Origin of the sequence: Mycobacteroides sp. H003 (assembly GCF_001440135.1) — a bacterium.
Lineage (GTDB): Bacteria > Actinomycetota > Actinomycetes > Mycobacteriales > Mycobacteriaceae > Mycobacterium > Mycobacterium gwanakae.
The window spans coordinates 515618-530342 of record NZ_LJYL01000009.1 but is presented as its reverse complement, the minus strand read 5'-3'; the positions used below and the strand labels follow the sequence as shown (position 1 = coordinate 530342).

17 protein-coding genes are annotated in these 14725 nt (G+C 65.2%); 9 read left to right on the top strand and 8 right to left on the bottom strand.

Annotated elements, in window-relative coordinates:
- Positions 1-34: 34 nt before the first annotated feature.
- The gene (locus AOT87_RS02945; protein ID WP_057968217.1) at positions 35-1303 is read left to right on the top strand and encodes a lytic murein transglycosylase; all 1269 of its coding nucleotides are present in this window, start codon (positions 35-37) and stop codon (positions 1301-1303) included.
- 23 nt (positions 1304-1326) lie between these two features.
- On the top strand, positions 1327-2463 hold the full coding sequence (locus AOT87_RS02940) for an Mrp/NBP35 family ATP-binding protein (protein ID WP_101312698.1): 1137 nt from the start codon (positions 1327-1329) through the stop codon (positions 2461-2463).
- On the opposite strand, the gene tatB is transcribed toward AOT87_RS02940, so the two are convergent.
- From tatB to sigE, 4 genes are all read right to left on the bottom strand, one after another.
- Positions 2460-2873, bottom strand: coding sequence for a Sec-independent protein translocase protein TatB (gene tatB, locus AOT87_RS02935; RefSeq protein WP_057968216.1), 414 nt, complete (start codon positions 2871-2873; stop codon positions 2460-2462). The two genes, AOT87_RS02940 and tatB, sit on opposite strands and share 4 nt — an antisense overlap.
- Positions 2873-4351 carry a trypsin-like peptidase domain-containing protein gene (locus AOT87_RS02930; protein ID WP_057963883.1) on the bottom strand — a complete coding sequence of 493 codons (1479 nt, stop codon included), beginning with the start codon at positions 4349-4351 and terminating at the stop codon, positions 2873-2875. The genes tatB and AOT87_RS02930 overlap by 1 nt, the downstream gene beginning before the upstream one ends.
- 9 nt (positions 4352-4360) lie before the next feature.
- Entirely contained in the window at positions 4361-4792 is a 432-nt protein-coding gene (gene rseA / locus AOT87_RS02925) for an anti-sigma E factor RseA (protein WP_101312697.1), read from the bottom strand.
- A 110-nt stretch (positions 4793-4902) separates the two neighbouring features.
- Positions 4903-5676: an RNA polymerase sigma factor SigE gene (gene sigE, locus AOT87_RS02920; protein ID WP_057968215.1), complete on the bottom strand. Its 774-nt coding sequence runs from the start codon at positions 5674-5676 to the stop codon at positions 4903-4905.
- A gap of 174 nt (positions 5677-5850) precedes the next feature.
- Between sigE and AOT87_RS02915 the strand changes: the two genes are divergently transcribed.
- The 5 genes from AOT87_RS02915 (at position 5851) to AOT87_RS02895 (ending at position 10461) form a co-directional block, all read left to right on the top strand.
- A complete protein-coding gene (locus tag AOT87_RS02915) occupies positions 5851-6498 on the top strand; it encodes an O-methyltransferase (RefSeq protein ID WP_070925942.1) in 648 nt (215 codons plus the stop codon).
- 110 nt (positions 6499-6608) lie between these two features.
- The gene (locus AOT87_RS02910) at positions 6609-7253 is read left to right on the top strand and encodes a TetR family transcriptional regulator (protein ID WP_057968214.1); all 645 of its coding nucleotides are present in this window, start codon (positions 6609-6611) and stop codon (positions 7251-7253) included.
- Positions 7250-8155: an ABC transporter ATP-binding protein gene (locus tag AOT87_RS02905; protein ID WP_057968213.1), complete on the top strand. Its 906-nt coding sequence runs from the start codon at positions 7250-7252 to the stop codon at positions 8153-8155. Before AOT87_RS02910 ends, AOT87_RS02905 begins: the two co-directional genes overlap by 4 nt.
- Positions 8152-9774, top strand: coding sequence for an ABC transporter (locus AOT87_RS02900; protein ID WP_081343200.1), 1623 nt, complete (start codon positions 8152-8154; stop codon positions 9772-9774). Before AOT87_RS02905 ends, AOT87_RS02900 begins: the two co-directional genes overlap by 4 nt.
- A gap of 12 nt (positions 9775-9786) precedes the next feature.
- Positions 9787-10461 (top strand): isoprenylcysteine carboxylmethyltransferase family protein, encoded by a 675-nt coding sequence (locus tag AOT87_RS02895; protein ID WP_057968211.1) that lies wholly within the window; start codon positions 9787-9789, stop codon positions 10459-10461.
- A gap of 4 nt (positions 10462-10465) precedes the next feature.
- On the opposite strand, the gene glgC is transcribed toward AOT87_RS02895, so the two are convergent.
- Positions 10466-11680 carry a glucose-1-phosphate adenylyltransferase gene (glgC, locus tag AOT87_RS02890; protein ID WP_030094798.1) on the bottom strand — a complete coding sequence of 405 codons (1215 nt, stop codon included), beginning with the start codon at positions 11678-11680 and terminating at the stop codon, positions 10466-10468.
- Positions 11681-11772: 92 nt separating this feature from the next.
- Here glgC and glgA point away from each other — a divergent pair, with 92 nt between their 5' ends.
- Complete coding sequence (gene glgA / locus AOT87_RS02885) at positions 11773-12984, top strand: glycogen synthase (RefSeq protein WP_101312696.1); 1212 nt, start codon at positions 11773-11775, stop codon at positions 12982-12984.
- A gap of 15 nt (positions 12985-12999) precedes the next feature.
- Here the strand turns inward: glgA and AOT87_RS27490 are convergent, their stop codons facing one another.
- From AOT87_RS27490 to AOT87_RS02875, 3 genes are all read right to left on the bottom strand, one after another.
- Complete coding sequence (locus tag AOT87_RS27490) at positions 13000-13167, bottom strand: DUF3117 domain-containing protein (RefSeq protein WP_005059648.1); 168 nt, start codon at positions 13165-13167, stop codon at positions 13000-13002.
- 121 nt (positions 13168-13288) lie between these two features.
- Positions 13289-13879, bottom strand: a complete 591-nt coding sequence (locus tag AOT87_RS02880) for a DNA-3-methyladenine glycosylase I (RefSeq protein ID WP_057968210.1) — start codon at positions 13877-13879, stop codon at positions 13289-13291.
- On the bottom strand, positions 13869-14183 hold the full coding sequence (locus tag AOT87_RS02875) for a DivIVA domain-containing protein (protein ID WP_101312723.1): 315 nt from the start codon (positions 14181-14183) through the stop codon (positions 13869-13871). Before AOT87_RS02875 ends, AOT87_RS02880 begins: the two co-directional genes overlap by 11 nt.
- Before the next feature lie 49 nt (positions 14184-14232).
- Here AOT87_RS02875 and AOT87_RS02870 point away from each other — a divergent pair, with 49 nt between their 5' ends.
- Positions 14233-14724 carry a pyridoxamine 5'-phosphate oxidase family protein gene (locus tag AOT87_RS02870; protein ID WP_057968208.1) on the top strand — a complete coding sequence of 164 codons (492 nt, stop codon included), beginning with the start codon at positions 14233-14235 and terminating at the stop codon, positions 14722-14724.
- The last annotated feature ends 1 nt before the right edge of the window (position 14725 follow it).

Below are 14725 nucleotides of genomic sequence, written 5' to 3'. Positions count from 1 at the left end.
GCGAAAAAGCGAGGGCCCGAGAGATAGGGGCGCAGTGGAGCTTCCGGGTTGGGTTGCGTCGTCGGTCAAGCATGCCCGTGATGCGGTGCTCCGCGTTGCAGGCGCACCGGTGCCCTGGCTCCGGGTGGGCGGACTGAGCGCCCTGGTGGTCGTTGGCTCTGCCGTGGCGGCCAGTGGCGCGCAAGTCAGCGGGCAGGCCGTCGTACCCGTTCCGGTCCCGCTGGCCTCCGCCGTCGCCGAGCAGGCGGAAATGGGCCCGCTGAATCTGGTGACCGTGATGCGCCCGCCGACGCAGTACCGTGTCGCGCCGAGCGCCGCGATCGCACCGCCGCCACCGGGAATCGTCATGGCCCCCGGGGGACTTGGTATCCCGAAGATCGCATTGGACGCCTACCAAAACGCCGAACGGATGATGGCCAAAGCCGCACCCGGTTGCGGGGTGAGCTGGAACCTGCTGGCGGGCATCGGCCGCATCGAATCAGGGCATGCCAACAACGGCGCCACCGATATCAAAGGCCGCGTGGTGCGTCCCATCTATGGCCCGAGCCTGGATGGGAGTCTTCCGGGCAACGAAGTCATCGTCGACCACGAGCAGAGCCGCACCCAAGGTGCACAGGTGTACGTCCGGGCCATGGGCCCCATGCAGTTCCTGCCGAGCACATGGAACCACTACGCCTCTGACGGTGACGGCGACGGAAAGGCCGATCCACAGAACGTCTTCGACGCGAGCCTGGCCGCCGCCCGCTATTTATGCAGCGGCGGATTGAATTTGCGGGATCGCGCGCAGGTGATGTCGTCCATCCTGCGCTACAACAATTCGGTGGCCTACGCACAGAACGTGCTCGCCTGGGCCGCTGGTTACGCCACCGGGGTCATCCCGCTCAACCTGCCACCGCTGACCGCCGCCGATGTCGCACCCGAGCGCAAGGCTCACCTGGGCGGCGGCGAGTCACGCGGGCTTGGGCCGGGCTCGGCGACCGACGTCGCCGGACTGTCCCCCAACGACCCGCTGGCCCAGCTGCCGATCCTCACCCCGCTGACACCGGACCGGGTCGGTGTCGTGGGCCCACCCCCCGCCGTCACGCCGGCGCCCGAGGCGCCCCAGGCACCGTGCGTGTTCTTCTGTGCACCGCCACCACCGCCGGCCGAGCCTTTCAACCCGTTCGCACCACCGCCGGCTGAACCCTTCAACCCGTTTGCACCGGCCCCGCAGCCGTTCAACCCGTTCGCTCCGCCCCCGCCGCCAGTGGAGCTCGGGCCGGCCCCCGGACCAGCACCGGGACCGGCAGCGCCAAAGCCGTAAACCGCACGCCCTAGACTCGGGTAGTGACATCCGAGCTCACCACGGCCGTGCGCAGTGCACTCGCCGGGGTTATCGATCCCGAACTTCGCCGCCCCATCACTGAATTGGGGATGGTCAAGGACATCACCTTCGACGACGCCCACAACGTCGAGATCGGGATCTACCTCACCACCTCCGGATGCCCGAAGAAGGCGGAGATCGCCGAACGAGTAACCCAGGCCGCCGCAGACGTCGACGGCGTAGGTACCGTGCGCGTGCTGCTGGATGTGATGAACGACGAGCAGCGCACCGAGTTGCGCAAGCAGTTGCGTGGCGATAGCGCCGAGCCCGTCATTCCCTTCGCTCAGCCCGGATCGCTTACCCGGGTGTACGCGGTGGCGTCGGGAAAGGGCGGTGTCGGAAAGTCCAGTGTGACCGTCAACCTCGCGGCGGCAATGGCAGCCAAGGGGCTCTCGGTCGGGCTGCTCGACGCCGATATCTATGGCCACTCGGTACCGCGCATGATGGGCACCTCGGATCGCCCCACTCAGGTGGAACGGATGATCCTGCCCCCGGTCGCCCACGACGTGAAGGTCATCTCCATCGCCCAGTTCACCCAGGGCAACACCCCGGTGGTGTGGCGCGGGCCAATGCTGCATCGCGCCCTGCAGCAGTTCCTGGCCGACGTGTTCTGGGGAGACCTGGACGTGCTGCTGCTGGATCTGCCGCCGGGCACCGGCGACGTGGCGATCTCGGTGGCGCAGCTCATTCCCGGTGCCGAGATTCTGGTGGTCACCACCCCGCAGCAGGCCGCCGCCGAGGTGGCCGAGCGCGCGGGAGCGATCGCGACCCAGACACGTCAGCGCATCGTCGGCGTCGTGGAGAACATGTCCTGGCTGGTGCTGCCCGACGGCACCCGCATGGAGGTATTCGGATCCGGCGGCGGCGACACCGTCGCCGAAAGCCTGACCAGGGTGGTGGGAACGAAAGTGCCACTGCTCGGCCAGATTCCACTGGACCCAGCGGTACGTGAGGGCGGCGACGACGGGCTGCCCATCGTGCTCAGTCAGCCGGATTCGGCTGCGGGCCAGGCACTTCGGGCGGTCGCGGACAAGCTCTCGACACGTAGCCGCGGACTGGCGGGCATGTCGCTGAACATCGACACCGCACGGCGCAATTAGGTCGCGTCGGCGTCGTAGCGGGTCGGGCCCGGATCCCCAGGCTTGGTGGTGAGATCAGGGTTGGCGACGGGCGTGGGGGCCGGCTCCGAGACCGCCTTCTTCACGTCTTCAAGCGGCTTGGTCAACGAATCGAGCACCGAATCATCGCCGTCCAGAAGGTGTTTGGTAATGACGGCACGTGGCGTCATACCGCGCAGCTTCTGCAGCTCGGCGAGCGGCTTGCGCACGTCATCGAACTCCGGCCCAAGCTCCTCACGCAGTGAGGCCGTCGCACCACTGGCGTAGTCACGGACCTTGCGCAGCGACTCAGTGGTCCACTGGATCGCCCCCGGCAACCGCTCGGGACCAAGCACCACGAGTCCCACGACCAGCAGGACCAACAGCTCCCCCCAGCCGACACTGCCGAACATCAGGAACCGTCGGGGCCGGGAGTAACTTTGAGCTCGACGGGACGGCCCTGACGCAGCACCGTAATGGTGGCTTCCTGTCCAATCTTCAGCTGCCGCACCGCGACCACGAACTCATCAGCATCGGCCACCGTCCGGTTACCCACCTTGACCACGACATCGTTCTCCAGCATGCCGCCCTTTTCGGCGGGGCTGCCGGCCTTGACGTTGGCCACCTCGGCGCCGGTAGCGGTCGCGTTGCTCACCGTGCGGCTGCTGATACCCAGCGTCGCGTGCACGATCTTGCCGTCACGGATCAGCGACTGCGCGACCTCGGCAGCCTCGTTGATCGGGATGGCGAATCCGAGGCCACTTGAGCTGTCGCTCAACGACTTTCCGGCCGTGTTGATCCCGATCACCTGAGACTTCATATCGATGAGCGGGCCACCGGAGTTTCCGTGGTTGATGGCGGCATCGGTCTGAAGCGCGTCGATCACGGTGTCGGTATCGCTGCCCTCGCCCGAGAGCGGCACCGGACGGTGCAGTGCGCTGATGATGCCGCTGGTCACCGTGCTACGCAGACCCAGCGGTGAACCGAAGGCAATGACCTCGGCACCGACGGCGACCTTGTCCGAGTCGCCCAGACGGGCCACGGTCAGGTTGTCGACGTTATCCACCTTCAGCACCGCAATGTCAGTCTTGGGATCACGACCCACAAGATTGGCGGGCACCTTCTTGCTGTCGTTGAAGATGACTTCGATCTTGAACTTGCCGGGGTTCTTCGCGGCATCGGAGATCACGTGATTGTTGGTGATGACATAACCCTTGGGGTCGATGACAACCCCCGAACCCTGCGCTACCTCATCGTCCGAGCTGGCCTCGATGGTCACCACCGCACTTTTGACAGCGTTGGCGACCGCCGTGAAGCGTGACTCATCGGGCTGGGTGCTGTCGTCGGTGGTCAAGGTGACCTTCGAGGTGGTGAAGGCCTGCACCACCTCGGCCGTCTTGCGGCCCACGATGCCGCCGACCAGGCCGATCAGCAGCGCGATCGCCGCAAGGACGGCCAGCGCCGGGATGGAAACCCGTCCGCCGAAAAGGACCTCGCGGACGCCCAGCTTCGGGGCGGGCGTGCCGTCGAGCGCGACGGGTGCCTTGGTGACCGCGGGCCTGCCCAATTGCACCTGCGCGGTCGGGTCGCGCCACGGATCCTCAGCGGCATCCGGACCCTCGTCGACGGCGTTGAGCTTGCCGGCATCGGCGGGATGACGCTGCAAGGAGGTCGTGGCGTTATCGGGCCGTCCGAAGGCCTGAGCCAACACGGGGTCGGGCGGACCCACCCGCGGTGTGTACTCCCCCTGGTCTCGGTACTTGTCCGCCCCCTGGAACGAACCGGATACCCCCGAAGGACGGCCGAAAGCCCGCTGCGAAGCCGGATCGACGGGCGGCCGGTCAACCGGGCGCGGCGCCAACCGGGGGGCGGTGTCCTGATGTGCGGTCACCGGCCCACCCTACCGGCGCTTACGACGACGACGCACCTCATCACTGGCTAACGCGGGTGGCAAGTCGCCCTCATGTGAAGACGCTGAAGGCGGTGCGGCCTCATGCGGGATGTGCGGAATCTGGCTGAGCAACCCGAGCAACGAAACCGGTACCCGGATGCCCCCGGAATCACGCAGTGCGCTGCGTGCTTGGCGCTGTGCGTCGATCTCCAGCGCGCATTCGGCGCACATCGACAAGTGGTGCGCCGCTCGCAGGTGCGCGCTCATCCGGAGCTCGCCATCCACGAACGCGGCTATCGCCTCAGTGGACAGATGCTCGGTCGATCCGAACTGGCGCGGAGCACCCACCGGCGCCTCGCTCTGCGAGGCGAATGGGGACGGCAGCCGGGAGAACGACGAGAAGCTCGAGAACGCTCGCCGGAACGAGCCGCTATCCACCACGGCGACGCTCCCTTCGGTCCGGTAGGGCCGGCGGACTCGTGCCGACCTAACTCGAAGATAGCGCGCGAATGTACTCATTGCGTACCAACCTGCACCAATGGTGTTGCGCGCTACTCGGCGGCCGCGAGCGCGGACGTCGAGGAGTGCGCAGCCAGATACTCACGGATGGCCTGGCGACCGCGGTGGATGCGGCTGCGGACGGTGCCGAGTTTCACATCCAGGGTGGCGCCGATTTCCTCGTAAGACAGACCTTCGATGTCACACAGAACCACGGCGGCACGGAACTCCGGCGCCAACGAGTCCAGCGCGGCCTGCAAATCGGCGCCCAGCTGGGCGTCGTGATAGATCTGCTCGGGATCTGGGTCGGTCGCCGGGACGCGGTCGTAATCCTCGGGCAGCGCCTCCATGCGAATGCGGCCACGGCGGCGGACCATGTCGAGGAACAGGTTGGTGGTGATGCGGTGCAACCACCCCTCGAAGGTGCCGGGCTGGTAGTTCTGCAGCGAGCGGAACACCCGAATGAAGGTCTCCTGAGTCAGGTCCTCAGCGTCTTGCGGGTTACCCGACAGGCGGTAGGCCAGGCGGTACACGCGGTCGGCATGCTCACGAACCAGCTCATCCCAAGACGGCATGGCTGCCTGGTCTCCGGTGGCATCGAACACTGCGGTCCCGGATAGTTCGGCGGGATCGATGGCCTCGACGAAGTCGGTGTATTCGGCCGACTCGCTGATACGCGTAAGCGAAATCGCGTGTTCCTCCTGTTCGGTTGTGGCGGCTTCACCCCCAATGGGGAAGCTGTCAGCCTGCTCAACCCGGATGCCACGGGTGTTATTCCCAGATAGGCGCGGGGCACTCGGGCTCTCGTTCAGGATGGATCGCGACATGTGAATGACCTTCTATCACCGAGGTGTGGGCCACTTATGAGCTAACTTAACTCTTCCTGAGAATGCGGTCTCGATCCGATCTCGCCGGGGGATCCGGGACAAGAAACCCGTCACATCCTTGATGAGTTCGGCGTGTCGCGGGACAGATCCCCTCCCACTCGACAGGATCGAATCGTGACCAGCAGCGCAGATCGATCCCGCGTCGAGGCGATGGTCAGCCACGCCGAGGGCGCCATCTCCGAAGACGACATCGTCGCCGCCGCCCGGGAACGTGCCGTTGACCTGGGTGCGGGCCCGGTAACGCCCGCTGTCGGCGCCCTTCTCAGTGTCTTCGCGCGCCTTTCCGGCGGCAAGGCCGTCGTCGAGGTCGGGACGGGCGCGGGGGTCAGCGGCCTGTGGCTGCTCTCCGGAATGCGCGAGGACGGCGTGCTGACCACCATTGATCTGGAGCCCGAGCACCAGCGCAGTGCCAAACAGGCCTTTTCGGAGGCGGCCATCGCCCCGTCCCGCACCCGGCTGATCGGTGGGCGCGCCCAGGAGGTCTTGCCACGACTGGCCGACGAGTCGTACGACCTGCTCGTCATCGATGCCGCGCCGGCCGATCAACCCGAGTTCCTGGCCGGTGGCATTCGGTTGCTGCGCCCGGGCGGAGCAGTAGTGATCCACGGGGTGTCCGCCGGCGGACGCGCGGGCGACCCCGCGGCCAACGATCCCGATGTGGTTGGAGTTCGCGAAGCCGCGCGCATCATCGCCGATGATGGCCGATTCACCGCAGTGCTGATCCCACTGGGAGACGGCCTGCTCGCTGCCACCCGCGACTGACGCGTAAACCGTCGTTTCGGCGGCGCCTTCGCATCGTTCTCGTCAAAACCTTCATCTGACACGGGCTAGATCCTTGACGCCAGACTGAACGTGTGTTTAACGTACTAAACATGCGTTCAGTCGATGATCTCACCGCAGCCGCCCGCATCCGGGATGCCGCCATCAAGTTGTGGGGCGAACAGGGGCTGAACACCAGCGTGCGAGCGATCGCCGAAGCCGCGGGAGTGAGCCCCGCACTGGTTATTCATCACTACGGATCCAAGGACGGGCTCCGCCAGGCAGTGGATGAATACCTGCTGGAGTACATCCGCTCGGAGAAATCGCGCACGCTGACCTCCAACGACCCCAAGGTCTGGCTCGACGCCATCGACGAGATCGAGACGTTCGCGCCGATGGTTAGGTACCTGCTGCTCAGTGTGCAATCGGGCGGAGAGCCCGGCCGCGCGTTTCTTCAGCACTCCATCGAGAACGCCGAGGCATATCTGGACGACGGAGTCCGCGCGGGCACCATCAAGCCGAGCCGTGATCCCAAGGGCCGGGCGCTGTGGCTCTCCTTGAACGGCGTAGGCGCGCTGTCGATCTACGTACAGATGTACCCCGACGACGACCTGGGCACGATCTTGCGCCGCTACTCCGATGAGCTGATCTTCCCCGCTATCGAGGTCTACACCGAAGGCCTCATGACCGACTCCACCATGCTCGATGCGTTTGCGGCACAACAGGAAAACTCTCGCAACGGAGGAGACTCGAAGTGATGTATTCCAACCTCGCGGTCGAAATACGCGGCCTCTCCAAGTCATTCGGGAAGACCAAGGCACTCGACGGGCTCGATCTGTCGGTCGCCCACGGCGAGGTGGCGGGCTTCCTCGGCCCCAACGGCGCGGGAAAGTCCACCACCATTCGAGTACTCCTGGGCCTGCTGCGCGCCGACTCCGGCACCGTGCAGCTCCTCGGCGGCGACCCGTGGGTCAACGCCGTGGATCTGCATCGGCTCATCGCCTACGTGCCCGGGGACGTCACGCTGTGGCCCAACCTCACCGGCGGGCAGGCGATTGACTTCCTCACCAGGATGCGTGGCACCGAACATATTTCACTACCGAGGCGCAACGAACTCATCGAGCGTTTCGAACTCGACCCCACCAAGAAGGCACGCACCTATTCCAAGGGCAACCGCCAGAAGGTGGCGCTTATCGCGTCGTTCTGCTCCGACGCCGAACTGTTCATACTCGACGAGCCGACATCCGGCCTGGATCCGCTGATGGAGACTGTCTTCCAGGAGTGTGTGGCCGAAGTGGCCGCGCGCGGATGCGCGGTGTTGCTGTCGAGTCACATCCTGGCCGAGGTCGAGAAGCTGTGCCACCGGGTGACCATTGTCCGCGCCGGACGCGCGGTGTTGTCCGGCTCCCTGGCCGAGCTGCGCCATGTCATGCGGACCTCGGTGACGGTACGCACACTGGCGAATCCCTCTGGCCTCAAATCGATTCCGCAGTTGCGCGACCTCACGATCGGCGGCAACCGGGCCTCCTTCACGGTGGATCGCAGCGACCTGGACCGCATCATGGAACAGCTGGCAAGCCTCGGGATCGTCGACCTCACCGTGGCGCCGGCATCACTTGAAGAGCTCTTCATGCGCGAGTATCAGGGCGTACCGCGATGAGAAGCGACTTCGCGACGCTCCCCATGCGTCAGCCGATTTCGGACGGTACCCCGAAACATCCGTTGACCGGCACAGGAACCCTGATCCTGTTGGCACTACGCCGCGACAGGCTCCGGATCTGCATGTGGGTCGGCTGGCTAACACTGCTGATGACCTATACCCCGCTGGCGTTCGCGTCGATGTATCCGACGTCCGCCGACCGGATGGCCCGGGTCACGATGATGAAGACCCCCGCCGGAATCATCATGGGCGGGCCAAACTTTGGCATCAACGAAACCGATATCGGTGTCATGGTCGCCAACGAACTGATGACCGTCATGATCGCCGCCGCCGCGATCATGTCCATCCTGACGGTCATCCGGCATACCCGCGCCGAAGAGGAATCCGGCGGTGCCGAGCTGGTCATGTCGGCGGTCATCGGCCACCAGGCACGCACCTACGCGGCGCTCATCGTGGTGGGCCTGATGAACGCCGTTCTGGCCCTGGCCATGACGATTGCTTTGTCCGCCGCGGGATTCGATGTCGCCGACAGTCTCGGAATCAGTCTCGGAATCACCGGAGCCTCCATGGTTTTCGCCGGTATCGCGGCGGTCACCTCCCAGTTGTGGCGCACCTCCCGAGCCGCCACCGGTGTCGCGATGGCATCCCTGGCAGCAGCCGTCGTGATCCGCGGGCTCGGCGACATCATCGACAACAGGGGCAGCAGACTGAGTTGGTTCTCGCCCCTGGCGTGGGCCCAGCAGATGCGGCCCTTCGTCGATCTGCGTTGGTGGCCCCTCCTGCTGCTGGTGGGCACCACCGTGGCCCTGATGCTCGCCGCGCACGCGCTCGAAGGACACCGCCAATACGACGCGGGGGTGCTGCCCTCACGTGGCGAGGACGCCAATGCCCCCGAGATCAGGTCCGTCTTCGGACTCAACCTGCAACTGCAACGCGGGCTGCTCACCGGATGGGGAGTCGGAATCTTCCTGAGCGGTATGGCCTTCGGGTCGATGGCCAAGAGCCTGCGGGATTCGATTGACACCAACCCGCTGTTGACCCGGGCGTTCCAGGCGCACGGCCTGGACAGCATCTTCGCCACCTTCAACCAGGTGCTCGCCATCGCGGTCACCGCGTACGTGGTGTCGGCGATCATGAGGCTCGCCAAGGATGAACAGAGCGGCATCGCCGAAGCCGTACTGGCGCGTGCCGTATCGCGCTGGAACTGGCTACTGTCCGCGGTCGCGGTGACACTGGTGGGCAGTGCGATTCTCATGCTGATCGCCGGTCTGGGCAGTGGACTGGGCGCGGCGAGCACGTTGCACAATCCGGATTTGGTGTGGCGTCTCACGCTCGCCGCATTGGCACAGATTCCCGCCCTGCTGGTGATCGCCGGTATCGCTGCCCTATCAGTTGCACTGCGGCACAGCTGGATCGGCTGGCTTGTGGTGGCATTTTCCGTGGGCATGCTGTACGTAGGCATCCTGCAGCTGCCGTCCTGGATTGTGAAGTTCTCACCGGTGATGCGGGTCAGCGCGCCGGTCGAGTATCCGTGGTTGACCATGTTCGTCCTCATTGTCATCGGCACCGGGCTTATCGCAGCCGCGGGCGAGATCTACCGCCGTCGTGACGCCCTCTGAGAAAGGAAGATCATGAAAACTGGTGTACAAGCTCTTATCTCGGGAATCATCGCCCTCGCTGTCTTCGGCGCGGCACTGTTCTGGCCCGCGGGAACGTTCGACTACTGGCAGGCCTGGGTGTTTCTGGCGATCTTCGCGATCAGCTCCACGATTTCCTCGGTCTACTTGGCCAGGACGAATCCCGAGGTGCTGCGGCGTCGTATGCGCGGCGGCCCCATCGCGGAGACACGCTTGATACAGAAGCTCGCGGTCACGGTGCTGTTGAGTTCCTTCCTGGCCCTGGTCGTGGTCAGCGCCTTCGATCACAGGTTCGGCTGGTCTCATGTACCGAACTGGCTGGTCATCGTCGGAGAGGCACTGGTCATCGCCGGGCTGGGTGCCGCCACGCTGGTCGTGGCCCAGAACCACTATGCGGGAGCGAGTATCACCGTCGAGTCCGGACAGACCGTCACCTCAACTGGTCTGTACGGGCTGGTGCGCCACCCGATGTACACGGGCTCACTGGTGATGATGGTGGGCATACCGTTGGCGCTGGGTTCGTTCTGGGGCCTGCTCGCGGCGATTCCCGCATTCGGCTCACTGGTGGTGCGGATCATCGACGAGGAGAAGATGCTGCGCCACGACCTGCCCGGCTACGACGAATACACCGAGAAGGTCCGCAGCCGTCTTGTGCCACTGGTGTGGTGAGAGGCTAGATCCACACACCCTTGCCGACGGCGACCACGCCGCCCGCGCTGACGTTGAAACGCTCGCGATCGCGCTCGATATCAACACCAACCTGTTCTCCGACACCGACAACCACGTTCTTGTCCAGAATCGCGTGCCGCACGACCGCCCCACGGCCCACTCGCACACCGGGCATCAGCACGCTGCCCTCCACCACGGCACCGTCGTCGACGACGACATTCGAGGACAGCACCGAGTTACGCACGGAACCCGCCGAAATGATGCTGCCGGCACCCACCACCGATTCCTGCGCGGAGCCGCCGTTGACGAATTTGGCAGGCGCCAGGTTCTCGGACTCGCCACGGATGGGCCAGCGCCGGTTGTACAGATTGAACACCGGGTGCACCGAAACCAGATCCATGTGCGCGTCATAGAACGCGTCGAGGGTTCCGACGTCGCGCCAGTACGCGTGATCGCGCTCGGTGGCGCCGGGCACCAGGTTGGTGTTGAAGTCATAGACAGCGGCCCGCCCGTCGGCCACCAGCCGGGGAATGATGTCGCCGCCCATGTCGTGGTCGGAATGGTCGTCGTCGGCGTCAGCGCGAATGACGTCGATCAATTCCTTGGTAGTGAAGATGTAGTTCCCCATCGACACGAAGGCCGCGTCGGGATCATCCGGTGTGCCCGGAGGATCCGCGGGCTTCTCGATGAACTCACGGATACGGCCGGTGTCGTCGGCGTCGATACAACCGAAGGCGCTCGCCTCGCTGCGGGGCACCCGGATACCCGCCACGGTCACTCCAGCACCGCTGTCGATGTGGAAGTCGAGCATCTGCTCGGGATCCATCCGGTACACATGGTCGGCGCCGAACACCACGATGTACTCGGGATCCTCGTCGAAGATCAGATTGAGCGACTGGTGGATGGCATCGGCGCTCCCGGTGTACCAGCGCGGACCGAGGCGCTGCTGGGCAGGGACAGGGGTGATGTACTCCCCCGCCAAGCCCGAGAGCCGCCAGTTCTGCGAGATGTGCCGGTCCAGTGAGTGCGATTTGTATTGGGTCAGAACACAAATACGCAAGAACCGCGCGTTGACCAGGTTGCTCAGCACGAAATCGATGAGGCGATAGGCACCGCCGAAGGGCACCGCCGGTTTCGCGCGGTCGGCGGTCAGTGGGTAGAGACGCTTGCCCTCACCGCCGGCAAGCACGATCCCCAGAACGTGTGGCGATGCCCTCATAGCAATCAACCTATCGGCACTCGGCAGAAGCGGCCAGCGGTACACCCCCGGCGGGCCTGCGGTCGTCGGGGCCACCTACTACGGTCGTGGCTATGACGGAGGGTCTTCACGCGCGCGGCTCATCCCCGACGCGGGTGGCAATGATGACGCGGGAGTACCCACCCGAGGTCTACGGCGGTGCCGGTGTTCACGTCACCGAGCTGGTGGCTCAGCTGCGCACACTGTGCGATGTCGAGGTGCACTGCATGGGCGCACCGCGCGACGGCGCCTTCGTGCACCGGCCAGACCCGGCGCTGGACGGCGCCAACCCCGCCTTGACGACGTTGTCGGCCGATCTGGTGATGGCCGCAGCGGCGGCTGGTGCGTCGGTGGCGCATTCACACACCTGGTACACGGGCCTGGCCGGACATCTGGCCAAGCTGCTGCATGGCATCCCACACGTTTTGACCGCGCATTCCCTGGAGCCACGTCGCCCGTGGAAGGCCGAACAGCTCGGCGGCGGGTATCGGGTGTCCTCGTGGGTGGAACACACCGCGATACACGCCGCTGACGCCGTCATCGCGGTCAGCAGCGGCATGCGCGAAGACATCATGGCGACCTACCCCGGTTTGGACCCGAACCGGATCCATGTGGTGCGCAACGGAATCGACACCACCACCTGGTATCCGGTTGACCCAGCCGAGGCGATCACCCAACCGGGGTCGGTTCTCGCCGAGCTCGGCGTGGATCTGGGCCGCCCGATTGCCGTGTTCGTCGGGCGCATCACCCGGCAAAAAGGTCTCGCGCACCTGGTGTCCGCGGCACACCATTTCTCCCCCGAGGTGCAGCTGATCTTGTGTGCCGGTGAGCCGGACACTCCCGAGATCGCCGAGCAGATCACCGGTGCCGTCACCGAGCTAGCCGCGGCACGGCCCGGAGTGCACTGGATACGCGAATTCCTTCCCATCCCCAAGCTGCGGGAAATACTTTCCGCGGCAACGGTGTTTGTATGCCCGTCGATCTACGAGCCACTGGGCATCGTCAATCTCGAGGCGATGGCATGTGGCACTGCGGTCGTGGCATCGCGTGTCGGTGGCATACCTGAGGTGGTTGCCGACGGTGTCACCGGAACTCTGGTGGCGTACGAGAGCAGCGAAGCCGCGGCGTTCGAGGCAGGGCTCGCCGACGCGGTCAACGCATTGGTCGCGGACCCGGCCCGCGCCACCGAATATGGGAATGCCGGCAGGGCGCGATGTATCGAAGAGTTCTCATGGGCGCATATCGCGGAGATGACGCTGCAGATCTATCAAAAAGTCTGCGGCTGACGCCCGAGGCAGGGCCTAGCTGGTGACGTTCTTGAGTTCGTCGCCGAGTGCGGCAGCCTCATCGGGGGTCAGCTCGACCACCAGGCGACCGCCACCTTCCAGTGGCACGCGCATAACGATCCCGCGCCCCTCTTTCGTAGCCTCGAGAGGACCGTCGCCGGTTCGGGGCTTCATGGCCGCCATCGTGTGCTCCCTCCAAATTCCAGCCAAGGGTGTTCGGCATCTCCGACCATTGTTCCCTATCTGAGCTGCCGTTTCACTGAGCCATTCTTCCCTATCGCGGACATCTGGGGACAGCAGACCCTCAACTGGACCTTCCGGAGGGGGCGGTTTCGGCTCGCGGAACCCAGCAGGAACGCACATGATCGTCGACCATCCCGGTGGCCTGCATCAGGGCATATGCCGTGGTAGGACCTACAAAACGGAACCCCCGGCGTTTGAGTTCTTTGGCCATCGCAATGCTCTCATCGGTCACCGCGGGCACGTCGGAAAGACGCTGCGGCCGGGCGCGGCGTTTCGGCGCAAACGACCACAACAGGTCCGAAAGATCGGTGTCCAAATCGAGGACGACGCGGGCATTGGATATGGCCGACTCGATCTTGGCGCGGTTGCGCACGATGTCGGAATCGGCCATCAGCCGCGCCACATCCTTGTCGCCGTACCGGGCAACCTTCTCCGGTGTGAAGCCGTCGAACGCACGACGGAACCCCTCACGTTTGCGCAAGATGGTGATCCACGCCAGCCCGCTCTGGAAGGCCTCCAAGCACAGCCGCTCGAACAAGGCGTCGCGCCCGTACAGCGGGCGTCCCCACTCGTTGTCGTGATAGTCGGCGTACAGCGTCGACCCGGGCGGGTCGGCGGCCCAGGAGCAGCGGGAGGGCTCCTTATTCGGCATTGGCTTCGATGCCGGCCCGGGCGCCCTGCACCTCGTCGAGCTCGGCGCGCAGCTCGTCGATCTGGCGGGCAAGCCGGTCCAGCACCCAATCAACCTCACTGGCCTTGTACCCCCGGAAGACCAATGAGAACTTGACGGCGTCTACATCGGCACCGGCCACATCATCGGCGGGCAGGACTGTCGCGGTAGTGCCCTTGGGGAGCGCCGGCAACTCCTCCCCGCGGCCGAACAGTATCGAGCCCAGCACGAACAGCACGGCGGCCACCGCGACGAGAACCAGCAGATACGTCAGTGCGAACGTCACAACACTGATCTTGCCAGCGAGGTATGACATCGCGACCTACCGTGGGGCCATGACCTCCTGGCAAGAGTTCACCCAGCAGGCGCCGTCCATCGCCGACGTGTTCGCGCGCCGCCACCACGCGACGCGCAATCTGTGTTTTCTCTCGACGCTGCGCCGCAGTGGCGCCCCACGGATCAGCCCGATGGAACCGCGCATCTTCGAGGGCAGGCTGATCGTCGGCGGCATGCCCGCCACCGCCAAGCTCGCTGATCTTGCCCGCGACCCTCGCTTCGAGCTGCACACGGCCACCACCGATACCCGCATCAGCCACGGTGACGCCAAGGTCTGGGGCGTCGTGCACGACGAACAGGATCTCGACCTGCACGCCGCGTTCGCCGAGTATCTCTACGCCACAATCGGATTCGACCTGCGCGGCCGCCGGTTCGCGCCGTTCTATGTCGCAGATATCGAGGGAGCCTCGGCCGTGCGACTCGACGACGACCACATGATCGTCACCGTCTGGTCGCCCACCGACGGTGAGCGCGAGATCCCGAAGACCTGAG

What these genes read in the sequence shown, in the direction of transcription:
- tatB (WP_057968216.1), bottom strand. Translation starts at nt 2,873, where the DNA reads ATGTTCGGCAGTGTCGGCTGGGGGGAGCTGTTGGTCCTGCTGGTCGTG.
- sigE (WP_057968215.1), bottom strand. Translation starts at nt 5,676, where the DNA reads ATGTCGCGATCCATCCTGAACGAGAGCCCGAGTGCCCCGCGCCTATCT.
- AOT87_RS02910 (WP_057968214.1), top strand. Translation starts at nt 6,609, where the DNA reads ATGCGTTCAGTCGATGATCTCACCGCAGCCGCCCGCATCCGGGATGCC.
- AOT87_RS02900 (WP_081343200.1), top strand. Translation starts at nt 8,152, where the DNA reads ATGAGAAGCGACTTCGCGACGCTCCCCATGCGTCAGCCGATTTCGGAC.
- AOT87_RS02895 (WP_057968211.1), top strand. Translation starts at nt 9,787, where the DNA reads ATGAAAACTGGTGTACAAGCTCTTATCTCGGGAATCATCGCCCTCGCT.
- glgC (WP_030094798.1), bottom strand. Translation starts at nt 11,680, where the DNA reads ATGAGGGCATCGCCACACGTTCTGGGGATCGTGCTTGCCGGCGGTGAG.
- glgA (WP_101312696.1), top strand. Translation starts at nt 11,773, where the DNA reads ATGACGGAGGGTCTTCACGCGCGCGGCTCATCCCCGACGCGGGTGGCA.
- AOT87_RS27490 (WP_005059648.1), bottom strand. Translation starts at nt 13,167, where the DNA reads ATGGCGGCCATGAAGCCCCGAACCGGCGACGGTCCTCTCGAGGCTACG.
- AOT87_RS02880 (WP_057968210.1), bottom strand. Translation starts at nt 13,879, where the DNA reads ATGCCGAATAAGGAGCCCTCCCGCTGCTCCTGGGCCGCCGACCCGCCC.
- AOT87_RS02870 (WP_057968208.1), top strand. Translation starts at nt 14,233, where the DNA reads ATGACCTCCTGGCAAGAGTTCACCCAGCAGGCGCCGTCCATCGCCGAC.